The sequence below is a fragment of the Kribbella jejuensis genome (genome assembly GCF_006715085.1).
Classification (GTDB): domain Bacteria; phylum Actinomycetota; class Actinomycetes; order Propionibacteriales; family Kribbellaceae; genus Kribbella; species Kribbella jejuensis.
In genome coordinates this window covers 379774-392595 of the sequence record NZ_VFMM01000002.1, presented here as the reverse complement: position 1 = coordinate 392595, position 12822 = coordinate 379774, and the positions used below count along the sequence as shown (strand labels likewise).

Below are 12822 nucleotides of genomic sequence, written 5' to 3'. Positions count from 1 at the left end.
GAAGCCCGAGGCCTGGCAAGTATTGGTGACAAACGCGCTTGTCTGCGGATGATCAAGCAAGCGGAGACGGACTTCGCGAAAGCTCGGACGGTGACGAGCCGGCGTGGATCGAGTACTTCGATGAGGCAGAACTCCAAGACGAACTCGCTCACTGCTTCATTGCTCTCCGAGTGCCGAAAGATACCGAGCGGCACGCGAAGCTTGCTCTCGGCGGGTCATCGGAGCTGCATCCACGAAGCCGCGCTTTCTGCAGGATCTCCCTCGCGACCTCGTACCTCGACGCGGGTGATCTACCGCGAGCGTGTGACACGGCCGTCGAGGCCGAATCGCAGGATCGTCCGGCTGACCGTGAGCCGACCGACTCCGGCCATCCGCAGCCGAGCGGTATCTGCTCAGTGGTGCTTGGTGGCGCCTTTGAGGGTTTTGTCGACGGCGTTCTTCGGGCCGTAGAAAGCGATTCCGACCAGGTCGAGGTCGGCGGTCGGGACCGCCTTCACCGCCGCGCGGTTGTCGTGGTCGTTGCCGGTAGCAAACAAGTCCTGGGTGAACACCGAGTGCTCGATCCCCCGGTCCAACGCCCGCCGGTGCGCGGTGACCATGAACTCCTTGGCCCCCTCGAACACCATCACCGGCTGCCGGAACATCGGCAAGTACCGCACGCCGTCCGCATCCTCGTACGGCTCACCGACCACCTCGGCATGCGTACCGGCAATCCCACTCACCAGAAACGCCGCCACATTCAACCGCTGCCAAACAGCCAGATCATCCCGCAACAACACAGCAATCTTCGTATCAAACTTTTCCACAACCAGAAGCCTGCCGGTCCCGAGCGACGACGGTCTTGTACGTTCTTAACAGCCCGTTCTAGACGTAGGTGATGTCGCGCGATTCTCGACTGTCGACCTCGTCAACGACTATTTGCCGATGGCAGTGGTCGTGGCTCTTCTCGAAGCACAGCACGGCGAGCTTGGTGTGCCGGCTCGCGTTGACGATCTGCTGGAGCGCGGACTCCGCCTCCGGCGCGGCGAGCAACTTTCGGAACTCGTCGCAGCCCTCGGCGATCCTGCCCTCGTGGAACGGGCTGCGGTTCGTCCGCGGATTCCCGAGCGCTTTCAGATGCCGGTACTCGATGCCGGCCGCCGCCAACGCCTCGGCGAGACGAGTCTTGCTCAGACCCGGCTTGCGGCTGATCGGGTTGAGCCGAACATCGACAACCACGGTGACACCATGGCTTGTCAAAGTAGCCAGCAGATCCTGCTGGCTGCGCCCCTCATAACCGATAGACAGGATTTCCGACCGACCCACGGTTCAGATCCTGCCCGTCTAAGTCCCCGATCTCCAACCCATTCAGCAGTACGGCGGGTTCGAGGTGACGGCTGTGCAGACGCGGAGGAAGAGGTTGAAGAGGCGGTAGAGGTGGAGCATGTCGGCTTCGACAGTCACGGTGCGGTCGTCTCGGCGGGTCACGCCGGGGATGGCGGTCAGGTGGGAGGCGACCGAGGCGGACTGCCAGCGGACGGCCAACGTGCGGGGTCCGGAACGGCGCTCGGGCGTGAGGAGGCGGCTGAGGGCGGCAGTGGTGGTCGTTTCGATCGACTCGCGGGCTTCGGCGACCGGGACCAGTTCGGCGGCGAAGCGGTCCTTGGCGAACTTGACGGGGACGGTGGCGACGGTGGGGTCCCAGGCTTTCAGTTCGTTGCAGGCGGTGTCGTCGCCGGTGAGGAGGGCCAGGGGTACGCCGTACGCGGCGGCGGTGGCGTGGAAGAGGCCGATTTCGCCGGTGAGTTGGTCGTCCAGCCAGATGTCCTCGATCTCGTGGCCCATGAAGCTGTGGCTCAGTACGCCGAGGATGCCGGCGCGGGCGTGATAGCCGATGCAGAGCGCGGCGTCGTACTCCGGGGTCAGGCCCTCGATCATGCCCATCGGTTTCGGGCGGCCCTTGATGAGGCGGGCGCGCGGGTCGAGGAGGTCGGGCAGCAGGTTGCGCATCGGGCCGTGCGCGTCGTTCACCAGTACGTCGGTGGCGCCGGCGGCGTACGCACCGCGGACGGCGGCGTTCACGTCCTCGGTCATCAGCACCCGGGCGCGCTCGTAGTCCCGTCCCGGCGGCTGTACGTCCTCCGCGTCGACGACCCCGGTGACGCCTTCCATGTCCGCACTCACGTAGACCTTCACACCCCAGAGCGTATGTTCTAACCATGAGCGGTGGCGCCGAGGTGCGGGCGTGGCGGCCTGGGGTGCCTGGGGTCGTCGAGGTGTTGCATGCGCATTTTCCGACGCATGCGTACCCGAGTCACACGCACGACGCGTGGACCGTGCTGATCGTGGACGAGGGTGCGGTTCGGTACGACCTGGATCGGCACGAGCACGGGTTGGCGCAGGCGCAAGTCTCGTTGTTGCCGCCGCATGTGCCGCACGACGGGCGGTCCGTGCTCCCTGGGGGTTTTCGTAAGCGGGTGTTGTACCTGGAGCCCGATCGACTCGGAGTACAGCTCATCGGGGCCGCGGTCGATCAGCCCGAGTACGTCGACCCGCTGCTACGCCATCGGATCCACCAGTTGCATCGGGTGCTCCGGGACGGCCGCGAAGACCTGGAAGCCCAGAGCCGTCTGCTGTTCATCGAGGAGAGGCTCCAGCAGCACCTCACCCGAGAGGTGACAGCGGCGGTACAGCGGCGGGATGCGGGGGTAGCGGGGCAGTTGCGGGAGTTGCTGGATGCTCGTGTCGCCGACGGGATCAGCCTCGAGGAGGCGGCACGCATCGTGCATGCGCATCCGGTGCATCTGGTCCGGGCGTTCAGCCGGGAGTTCGGGATGCCGCCGCACCGGTATCTGACCGGGCGGCGGGTCGACCTCGCGCGCCGGTACCTGCTCGACGGGCGGCCGGCGGCCGAGGTGGCGACGCTGGCCGGGTTCTACGACCAGTCGCACCTCAACCGGCACTTCAAGAAGGTGCTCGGCGTCACACCGAAGAGTTTTGTGGCGCCCCGGCCTGCGAGGCCTTAGCCGCCTTGTACGCGCGCACGCCCCAGGTGCCGAGCAGCGCCGCGATCAGGAAGTTCACGATGATCAGGATCGTGTGCGCCACGTAGTACCCGGTCGGGCGCCCTTCGGTGTCGGCGAGCGCCTTGATGAACCGGGCGTACGTGACGACGTTCCAGGCAGCAATGGCGAGCAGGACGAGAGCGTGTTTGCGTTCCAGTTTCACTCAGCCATTGTTACCGGGTCGCTCGACCATCCTGAGCAGCTGGGTCCGGTTCGCGACGCCGAAGCGCCGGTACAGGCGGGTCAGCTGGGACTCGACCGCCTTCACCGACAGGTACAGCGCGGCGGCGATCTCGCGGTTCGTGGAGCCGTCGCGGACCATCGAGACGATCTGCTGCTCGTTGTCGGTCAGCTCCGACGGCTGCCGGCTCCGGCTCGGTACGTCGAGCCGCGCCAGCTCGGTCTCCGCGACCTCGCGCCAGGCGGGTGCGCCGTACGACTCGAACTGCTCGATCGCGTCCAGGAACGCGGTCCGCGCGACCGACCGGCGCCGGGCCTGGCGGGCGATCCGGCCCCGAGTCAGCTCACCGCGGGCCAGGTCGAGCGGGTAGACCCGGTCCCCCGCCGTACCGAGCGACTTCTCCAGCAGCTCCAGCGCCGCGGCCGGGTCGCCCTGCTTGGCGATCAGCAGCGCCTCGGCGCGGTCCAGGCCGAGCTTCACTACCACGCGGTCCAGGCTCTCGGCCCGGGCCCGGATCTCGGCGATCAGCGCGGCCGCGTCGTCCAGCCGGCCGGCCGCGACCAGGGCCTCCGCGTAGTCCGCGTGCCACGGGATCACCGCCGGGTCGAACGGCATCGCCGCCTCGCCGGACTCCGCAATCGCGTCGAACGCCTCGACCGCCCGCTGCGGGTCGCCGGTCAGTACGCCGATCATCCCGATCGCGGCCAGCGCCGGACCGGTCCACTCGTCGTTCCCGACCAGGCGGACGCCTTCCAGCGCGGCCTCCGCGAACTGCCGCGCCATCGCTGCCGACCCGCCGACCCACTCCGCCCGGCTCGCGACCACCAGCCCGACCTCGGACTCGTCGCCGATGTCCTGCATCAGCTGGTAGCACTCGTGCCCGGCGGCCAGCGCCTCGGCACCGCGGCCGCTGCGCTCGTGAATCGCGGTCGCGGAGATCAGTACGGATGCCAGCCAGCGCATCGCGCCGTGCTCGCGGACCTCGTCGGCCAGCGCATTGATCGCGGTGATCGCCTCGGCGGTCCGGCCGCGGAACAGCTCCTGCATCGCGGCCATCTGGCGCGCGTTCACCGCGGTCCGGGTGAGCGGCAGGCCCTTCGCCAGCTCGGCCGCCTGCTGCAGCACGGCGTCCGCGGATTCGCCGGCGTCCCGCGAGATCAGCACCGAACTGGCCGCGCTCAGAGCGTCGACCAGCGCCTCGGTGTCGCCGACCTCGCGGGCGAGCTGCTCGGCGATCCGGGCCTCCTCGCGCGCGCCGTCGAGATTGCGGTCGAAGTAGTGGCTGTTGCTGAGCTCGATCCGGACCCGCGCCTCGAGCGCCTTGTCGCCGGCGGCCGCCTCGAACGCCTCGGTCAGCAGCTCCACGCGGCGGTCGCGCTCCGGCCAGACGGCGTCGGCGCACAGCAACAACGCGGGAACCCTCGTCTCCGGTTTGGTGGCGACCTGCGCGGCGAGCTGTGCCATGTCGGCCGACTCGGCCACGTGACCGGCCGCGGCCGCCTCGTCGGCGGCCCGGGTCAGGCGGCGCGCCCGCTCGTCGGCCTCCGTCACCGGAGTCCGCTCGGCACTCAATCGCCACAGCGTCGCGGCGGCACCCGGCGCCCCACGACCGGCGGCCACGGCGGCGGCCTCCTCGATCGCGGCCGCCAGTTGTACGTCGGCCGCCTGGGTGGCCAGTGCGCGATGGGTCGCGTTCTCGACCGGCTCGTCGACGACCGCCGCGAGCTTCGCGTGCGCGCGCCGGCGGTCCGCTGACGTCGCCTCGGCGTACACGAATTCGCGCAGCAGCGGGTGGGTGAAGCGGAGCCGCTCGGCCGAGATGTCGATCAGGCCGAGCTCCTCCGCCTCGGCCAGGTCGGCGTCGATCGGGCGATCCAGCGACCGGGCCAGCTGGGTCGTGGTCGGGCGCGGCGACGAGGCGGCGTGCAGGAGCAGCTCGTGCGTCGTGGCGGAGGTGTCGGCGAGACGCTCACCGAGCAGGGTCTTCAGGCGACTGGAAACCGGCAGCGGGTCGTTGGGCGAGACGCTCTTCGGATGCCGCAGTACGGCCCGGCCGAGCTCGAGGGCCATGAACGGGTTGCCGGCGCTGGCGGCGAAGATGCGTCGCGCCGTACGGACCGGAAGGGGGCTGGACAGCCGCTGGCGGAGCAGGCCGAGGACGTCGGGCTCGGTCAGCGGCGGCACTTCGAGCTGCAGGACCGGCTCGGGGCAGGCGTCGGCCATCATCGGCAGGTCGCCGTCGGCGACCTGCTCGGTGGCCAGCAGGTGCACGCCGTCGGACAAGCGACGAGCACAGAACGTGAGCACTTCGAGGCTGGACGGGTCGACCCACTGGATGTCGTCGACCACGATCAGCACCGGCCCGGTGGTGGCGAGGCGGCGGAGGACGTGCAGGACAGCGAGCCGTACGGCGAGCTCGTCACGGACCGTGTCCGGCGCGCTGGCCTTCAGCAGCGCCACCTCGAGCGGCTGGCGGAGGTGGTCGGGCAGCACCTGCCAGGCGAACTCGAGCTGGCTGGAGAGCAGGTCGAGGAGCGTGACGTACGGCAGGCCGGCCTCGGAGTTGGACGGCGCGGCGCTGAGGATCCGGCAGCCTTTCCGGCACCGGTCGGCGACCAGGGCGCGGGCGAGCGCAGACTTCCCGATACCGGTCGGACCGTAGAGCAGCACGCTGCCGCTGGTCTCGAGCTGCTTTGTCGCCCGCTCGACCAGCCCCGTTCGCCCGACCAGCTCGTCGTCTGTCAATCGAACTCCTCGAAGGATTACCTTCGAGGATTATCACAGCACGCAGACGAAAGAACACGGCACGATGGTGCCGGGGCACGCCTGCGCCCCGGCACCATGAGGGCGCGTGCTAGATGGATTCGAGGTCGCGCTCGATCGCGGCGAGCTCCGCCTCGGTGCCCTGGACCTTCGGGCCGGTGAACCAGCGGCGGGCGGACAGGAACCAGTACGCCGCCGCGAAGCCGAGCACCACGAGGACGGCGATCGGCGTGTAGTTGAACGTACTACCGGTGACCGGGCTGACCTGCGGCAGCATGAACAGGATCGTGATGAAGACGACCCAGGCGATCGCGACGATCCCGATCGGCCGGCTCCAGCGGCCGAGGTGCCACGGGCCGCGCTGGAAGTTGTCGCCCTGCAGCAGCCGGAGCAGCGTCGGCAATACGTACGCGATGTAGAGACCGATCACCGCGATCGACGTCACCGCGGCGTACGCGGTCGCGTTCCACAGGTACGGCAGGCCGAGCACGAACGCACCGCCGGCGGCCAGCCAGATCGCGTTCGTCGGTGTCCGGGTCCGGTGGTTGATCTTGTGCCAGAACTTCGACCCGGGCAGCGCGCCGTCGCGCGAGAACGCGTAGATCATCCGCGAGTTCGCGGTCACCGACGACATCCCGCAGAACAGCTGCGCGCCGATCACGACCAGCAGCAGGATCTTCCCGGTCACCGCGCCGGCGGCGTCGATGAAGATCTGCGCGGGCGGTACGCCGGTCGCGCTCTTCAGCGAACCGTCGTAGTTCTGGATCGCGAACGTCAGCCCGATCAGCAGCACCCACCCGGCCGCGAGCGAGACCACGATCGACATCACGATCCCGCGCGGCCCGGAGCGCGCGGCGTCGTGCGTCTCCTCGGTCATGTGCGCGGACGCGTCGTACCCGGTGAAGGTGTACTGCGCGAGCAGCAGGCCGAGCAGGGCGACGTAGAAGGTCGAACCCCAGCCGGTGTTGTTGACGAAGTGGCCGAACACGAACGACGCCGACTGGTGCTTGTCCGGTACGACGATCAGCACGACGACGATCGCGAGCACGCCGACGATGTGCCACCAGACGCTGATGTCGTTGAGCCTCGCGACCAGCTTCACGCCGAACGAGTTCAGCAGGCCGTGCACCACCAGGATGATCCCGAACAACAGGATCGTGTGGCCGGGTGAGGCGGTGAAACCCCACTGCAGGTCGAGGAACGCGTTCAGGAAGAACGCGGCCCCGAAGTCGATGCCGGCCGTCACCGCGACCTGGCCGAGGAAGTTGAACCAGCCGGTGAACCAGGACCAGGCCGCGCCGTTGCTCGGCGCGAGTTTCGCGGCCCAGTAGTACAGGCCGCCGGCGGTCGGGTAGCTCGAGCACACCTCGGCCATCGCGAGGCCGACGAACAACGTCATCAGCCCGACGATCGGCCAGCCCCAGACGATCATCACCGGGCCGCCGGTGTTCATCCCGAACCCGTACAGGGTCAGACAGCCGGACAGGATCGAGATGATCGTGAACGACACTGCGAAGTTCGAGAACCCGGACATCGTCCGGGACAGTTCCTGGGCGTAACCCAACTGGTGCAGGCGTTGCTCGTCATCGGTCATCGGGGCGGAGCCGGTACGTTCGTCACTCACTGCGAGCCTCCTAGACAGCGCCTCAATGGTCTCCCCCCAGACCTTTAGGCTCATTGAGGCAGCCGGGCGGGCCACGTGTCAAGGAGTCAGTCGAGAAAGCCGTGCAGTAGTACCGCTGTGCCTTGCAGGTGCTCCTGCATGGCGTGCCGGGCGGCGTCCGGATCTCCAGCCAGCACGGCGTCGACGATGGCCCCGTGTTGCTGGTTGGAGTGCTCGATGTTCCGCTCGAGCAGGGGAATCGCGTCCAGGAGCTCGTTGAGGCGCATGCGTACGTCGGCGGTGGCCGAGAGCAGGGACGGTGAGCCGGTGACCTCGGCGATGGCGAGATGCAGGCGGGAGTCGAGGCGGCGGTAGTCGGTCAGGCTCGCGGCCGCGGTCTCGTCCAGGCAGCGTTGCAGGTGGTCGCGTTCGGCGTCTGACAGGGTGCGGGACGCGGCGGCCTCCGCGGCGCCGGTTTCCAGCACCTGGCGCAGTGTGAGGGCATCGTCGAGGCCGGCGGCGAGGTCGCGGGCGAGGCGTTTGGCGGTCGTACGGCGGGGTTTCGGCAGCTGCGCGTTGACGAACGTGCCGCCGTACCGGCCGCGGCGGGATTCGACGTACCCGGCCTCGGTGAGTGCGTGGATCGCCTCCCGGAGCGTCACCCGGCTGACGTTCAGCCGGGCCGCGAGCTCCCGCTCCGGCGGCAACCGGTCGCCAGGCACGACGACGCCGAGCTTGATTGCCTGCAGCAACCGCTCGACCGTCTCCTCGAACGGGTTCCCGGCCCGGACCGGCCGGAACACCGCGTCATCCGCCTGTACGACCATGGCCCCCAGCTTAGAGCGGTGTCACGTACGCCCCGGAGATTCCGCCGTCGACGAGGAACGTGTTGGCGGTGATGAAGGACGAGTCGTCGCTGGCCAGGAAGGCGACCGCGGCGGCGATCTCCTCCGGTTCGCCGAAGCGGCCCATCGGTACGTGCACGAGCCGGCGCTGGGCCCGCTCCGGGTCCTTCGCGAACAGCTCGGTCAGCAGCGGCGTGTTCACCGGGCCCGGGCAGAGCGCGTTGACCCGGATCCCCTGCCGCGCGAACTCGACGCCGAGCTCGCGGCTCATCGCCAGTACGCCGCCCTTCGACGCGGAGTACGAGATCTGCGACGTCGCGGCGCCCATGATCGCGACGAACGACGCGGTGTTGACGATCGAGCCCTTGCCCTGGCGCTGCATGTACGGGATCGCGGCCTTGCAGCACAGGTACACCGAGGTCAGGTTGACCTCCTGCACCTTGCGCCACGCCTCCAGGCCGGTGTCCAGGATCGACGCGTCGTCCGGCGGCGAGATGCCGGCGTTGTTGAACGCGATGTCGACCGCCCCGTACGTGTCGAAGGCCTGCTGGAACAGGTTGTCCACCGCGACCGGGTCGGTGACGTCGGTCGGCACGAACAGTCCGCCCACCTCGTCCGTGGCGTCCTTGCCGGCTGCCGGGTCGAGGTCGCCGATCACCACGTGGGCGCCTTCCGCGGCCAGCCGCCGTACCGTGGCCAGCCCGATCCCGCTCGCGCCGCCGGTCACCACCGCGACGCGGCCTTCCAGCCGATGAGCGTTGACGTCCATGTGTCAGTCCTCCGTGCTGATGAAGATGTTCTTGGTCTCGGTGAACGCGGCGAGCGCGTCCGGACCGAGCTCCCGGCCGAGGCCGGACTGCTTGTAGCCGCCGAACGGGGTCGAGTACCGCACCGACGAGTTCGAGTTGATCGAGAGGTTGCCGGCCTCGATCCCGCGCCCGACCCGGAGTGCGCGCCCGACGTCCCGCGTCCAGATCGAGCCGGACAGCCCGTACTCGCTGTCGTTCGCGATCCGCAGCGCATCCGCCTCGTCCTCGAACGGGATCACCGCGACCACCGGCCCGAAGATCTCCTCCCGCGCGGCCCGCTCGTCCGGCGGCGCGAGCACCGTCGGCGGGAACCAGTACCCAGGCCCGGTCGGCGCACTGCCTTGGAATGCGGGGTTCTGGGCATACGAAGCGACCCGCTCCAGCTGAGCCTTCGAGATCAACGGACCCATCTCGGTCGCCGGATCATTGGGGTCGCCAACCTTGAACCCCTTCACCGCGGGCTCGAGCAGCTCCATGAACTTCTCGTACGCCGACCGCTCGACAAGGATCCGCGACCGTGCGCAGCAGTCCTGCCCCGCGTTGTCGAACACGCCGTACGGCGCCTGCGCTGCCGCCTTCTCCAGGTCGGCGTCGGCGAACACGACGTTCGCGGACTTGCCGCCGAGCTCGAGCGTCACCCGCTTCACCTGATCCGCGCAGCCGGCCATGATCTGCTTGCCGACTGTGGTGGATCCGGTGAAGACGATCTTGCGGACGGCCGGATGGGTCACGAGACGTTGACCGACCACAGTCCCGCGACCGGGGATGATTTCGAGCACGCCCTCCGGCAGGCCGGCTTGGAGCGCGAGTTCACCGAGGCGGATCGCGGTCAGCGGGGTGAGCTCGGCGGGTTTCAGTACGACGGTGTTTCCGGCGGCCAGCGCAGGGGCGAAACCCCAGCCGGCGATCGGCATCGGAAAGTTCCACGGGACAATTACGCCGACGACACCGAGCGGTTCTTGGAACGTGACGTCGATCCCGCCGGCAACCGGGATCTGTCTTCCGAAAAGGCGTTCCGGCGCGGCTGAGTAGTAGGTCAGGACGTCGCGGACGTTGCCGGCTTCCCAGCGGGCGTTGCCGATCGTGTGACCGGCGTTCTCCACCTCGAGGGCGGCCAGGTTCTGCAGGTCCGCGTCGACCGCGTCGGCGAACCGCCGGAGCAGCCGGCCACGGTCCGCGGGCGCGACGTTCCGCCAGGTTTCGAACGCTTTCCGGGCCCGGTCGATGGCCGCGTCCGCGGCCAGCTCGTCGGCCAGCTCGATCGTCCGGACCACCTTCTCGGTGGCCGGATTGATCACGTCGTAGGTCACGGGGCCTCCCGTTCTGGACTGAGGAGTGGAGGGAGCGAAGCGACCGGAGCGACGAGGGAAGAACGGGAGTTACAGCCCCGTGACCCGCCGCGCCGGAGGCGTGGCATCAGTACCGTCATCGATTGCTCCTGATCAAAGCGGTGAACAGCCGCAGGTCCTCGGGGTTCTCCTCCGGATGCCACTGGACGCCTAGTGCGAACTCCTTGCCCTCCACCTCGGCCGCCTCGACCGTTCCGTCGCCGGACCGGGCGGTGACCTTCAGACCCGGCGCGATCACGTCGAGGGCCTGGTGGTGGTAGCAACTGCCGGTCGTGCTCTCGCCGAGGATCCGCGCGGTCAACGTGCCGGGCTCGATCTTCACGTCGACCCGGCCGAACACCGCGGGCCCCGGGCGATGCTCGTCGTGCGCGACGACATCGGGCAGATGCTGGTGCAACGTCCCGCCCAGCGTCACGTTCAGCATCTGCAGCCCACGACAGACCGCCAGCAACGGCAGATCACGGTCCAGGGCTGCTCGGATCAGGACCGATTCGTGGTGGTCCCGGTCCGGCCGGGTGCCCACGGTCTCGGGATGCGGAATGGCGTCGTACTGCGCCGGGTCGACGTCACAGCCGCCCGCGATGACGAGACCGTCCAGCAGACCTAGTACTGATGGATCGGTGCCGACCGGGGGCAGCAGCAGCGGGGTGCCGCCGGCGGCCGCGATCGCGTCGAGGTACACGCGAGGCACCAGTGCAGCCTCACGATGCCAGATACCCCAGGACGCCGGTTCGAGGTACGTCGTGATGCCGATCCGCGGGCGCTCAGAGTCGTTCGAAACCACGGACCCGCTCCCAGTCGGTGACGGCCGCGTCGTACGCGTCGAGCTCGACCCGCGCCGCGTTGCTGTAGTGGTCGACCATCTCGTCGCCGAAGGCGTTCCGCGCCAGCTTCGAGCCGGTGAAGAGCGCGGCTGCCTCGCGCAGTGTGGACGGTACGTGTTCCTTGTCGGACTCGTACGCGTTGCCCTCGAGCAGCGGCTCGAGTTCCAGCTCCTGCTCGATGCCGTGCAGGCCGGAAGCGATGATCGCGGCGACCGCGAGGTAAGGGTTCACATCGCCGCCGGGCAGGCGGTTCTCGACCCGGAGCGAGTCGCCGTGCCCGACCACGCGCAGCGAACACGTGCGGTTGTCGAGACCCCACGCGACCGCGGTCGGCGCGAAGCTGCCGCGCACGAAGCGCTTGTAGGAGTTGATGTTCGGCGCCAGCAGATAGGTGAACTCGGACAGGCAGGCGAGCTGGCCGGCGATGAACTGCTCCATCAGCTGCGAGAAGCCGTGGTCGCGGTCACCCGCGAGCACCGGGTCGCCGTCGTCGGAGCGGAAGCTCAGGTGGATGTGGCACGAGTTGCCCTCGCGTTCGTCGTACTTCGCCATGAACGTGAGGCTCTTGCCGTGCTTGGCCGCGATCTCCTTCGCACCGGTCTTGTAGATCGAGTGGTTGTCACAGGTCGCCAGCGCCTCGTCGTACCGGAACGCGATCTCGTGCTGGCCGAGGTTGCACTCGCCCTTCGCGGACTCGACGTACATGCCGGCGCCTTCCATCCCGTTGCGGATGTCGCGCAGCAGCGGCTCGATCCGGGAGGTGCCGACGAGCGAGTAGTCGACGTTGTACTGGTTCGCGGGCGTGAGATCGCGGTACCGCTTGTTCCACGCGGTCTCGAAGGTGTCGTCGAAGACGATGAACTCGAGCTCGGTACCGACGTACGCCTTCAGCCCCTTCTCGGCCAGCCGGTCGAGCTGCTTGCGCAGCACCTGCCGCGGCGAGGCGACCACCGGCGTACCGTCGAGCCACTCGACGTCGCAGAGCACCAGCGCGGTCCCCTCCAACCAGGGCACCAGCCGCAGCGTCTCCAGATCGGGTGCCATCACCATGTCGCCGTACCCGCGCTCCCAGGACGACATCGTGTACCCGTCGACCGTGTTCATGTCGACGTCCACCGCGAGCAGGTAGTTGCACCCCTCGGTCCCGTGCTTCAGCACCTCCTCCAGGAAGTACCGAGCCCCACACCGCTTGCCCTGCAACCGCCCCTGCATGTCGGTGATCGCCACCAGCACCGTGTCGACCGCCCCCGCCTCAACCAGCCCGCGCAACTCCTCCACACCCAACGCGCCCACGACCACTCCCGGAGTCTATTGGTCTGTTTCCAGCCCATTGACTCAAGACTAACCACCCCTGTCAACGCCACACAGCAATCAGCCCCGGGCAGGCAATGAGGCCGGTGGACT

At 68.6% G+C, this 12822-nt stretch carries 12 protein-coding genes; 1 reads left to right on the top strand and 11 read right to left on the bottom strand.

Features of this window, described 5'->3' with window-relative positions:
• Window positions 1–392: 392 nt before the first annotated feature.
• Genes FB475_RS21815 through FB475_RS21805 form a run of 3 tightly spaced genes read right to left on the bottom strand, consistent with a single transcriptional unit; the run spans window position 393 to window position 2175 of the window.
• Window positions 393–806, bottom strand: coding sequence for a DUF2000 domain-containing protein (locus tag FB475_RS21815; protein ID WP_238332328.1), 414 nt, complete (start codon window positions 804–806; stop codon window positions 393–395).
• 58 nt (window positions 807–864) lie between these two features.
• Window positions 865–1305, bottom strand: a complete 441-nt coding sequence (locus FB475_RS21810) for a DUF488 domain-containing protein (protein WP_141858428.1) — start codon at window positions 1303–1305, stop codon at window positions 865–867.
• A gap of 42 nt (window positions 1306–1347) precedes the next feature.
• Window positions 1348–2175 carry a M55 family metallopeptidase gene (locus tag FB475_RS21805; protein ID WP_141858427.1) on the bottom strand — a complete coding sequence of 276 codons (828 nt, stop codon included), beginning with the start codon at window positions 2173–2175 and terminating at the stop codon, window positions 1348–1350.
• A gap of 23 nt (window positions 2176–2198) precedes the next feature.
• On the opposite strand from FB475_RS21805, the gene FB475_RS21800 reads away from it, so the two are divergent.
• On the top strand, window positions 2199–3005 hold the full coding sequence (locus tag FB475_RS21800) for a helix-turn-helix domain-containing protein (RefSeq protein ID WP_141858426.1): 807 nt from the start codon (window positions 2199–2201) through the stop codon (window positions 3003–3005).
• Here FB475_RS21800 and FB475_RS21795 read toward each other — a convergent pair.
• From FB475_RS21795 to FB475_RS21760, 8 genes are all read right to left on the bottom strand, one after another.
• Window positions 2962–3207 carry an SCO4848 family membrane protein gene (locus tag FB475_RS21795; protein WP_141858425.1) on the bottom strand — a complete coding sequence of 82 codons (246 nt, stop codon included), beginning with the start codon at window positions 3205–3207 and terminating at the stop codon, window positions 2962–2964. The two genes, FB475_RS21800 and FB475_RS21795, sit on opposite strands and share 44 nt — an antisense overlap.
• Window positions 3208–5970 carry a helix-turn-helix transcriptional regulator gene (locus FB475_RS21790; RefSeq protein WP_141858424.1) on the bottom strand — a complete coding sequence of 921 codons (2763 nt, stop codon included), beginning with the start codon at window positions 5968–5970 and terminating at the stop codon, window positions 3208–3210.
• A 109-nt stretch (window positions 5971–6079) separates the two neighbouring features.
• The gene (locus FB475_RS21785) at window positions 6080–7612 is read right to left on the bottom strand and encodes an amino acid permease (RefSeq protein WP_238332327.1); all 1533 of its coding nucleotides are present in this window, start codon (window positions 7610–7612) and stop codon (window positions 6080–6082) included.
• An 86-nt stretch (window positions 7613–7698) separates the two neighbouring features.
• Window positions 7699–8418 (bottom strand): FadR/GntR family transcriptional regulator, encoded by a 720-nt coding sequence (locus FB475_RS21780; protein WP_141858422.1) that lies wholly within the window; start codon window positions 8416–8418, stop codon window positions 7699–7701.
• A 10-nt stretch (window positions 8419–8428) separates the two neighbouring features.
• On the bottom strand, window positions 8429–9205 hold the full coding sequence (locus FB475_RS21775) for a 3-oxoacyl-ACP reductase (RefSeq protein ID WP_141858421.1): 777 nt from the start codon (window positions 9203–9205) through the stop codon (window positions 8429–8431).
• Between the two features lie 3 nt (window positions 9206–9208).
• The gene (locus tag FB475_RS21770) at window positions 9209–10555 is read right to left on the bottom strand and encodes an aldehyde dehydrogenase family protein (RefSeq protein WP_141858420.1); all 1347 of its coding nucleotides are present in this window, start codon (window positions 10553–10555) and stop codon (window positions 9209–9211) included.
• 115 nt (window positions 10556–10670) lie between these two features.
• Window positions 10671–11378, bottom strand: coding sequence for a gamma-glutamyl-gamma-aminobutyrate hydrolase family protein (locus FB475_RS21765; RefSeq protein ID WP_141858419.1), 708 nt, complete (start codon window positions 11376–11378; stop codon window positions 10671–10673).
• Window positions 11359–12711 carry a glutamine synthetase family protein gene (locus FB475_RS21760; RefSeq protein WP_141858418.1) on the bottom strand — a complete coding sequence of 451 codons (1353 nt, stop codon included), beginning with the start codon at window positions 12709–12711 and terminating at the stop codon, window positions 11359–11361. The genes FB475_RS21765 and FB475_RS21760 overlap by 20 nt, the downstream gene beginning before the upstream one ends.
• Window positions 12712–12822: the final 111 nt, after the last annotated feature.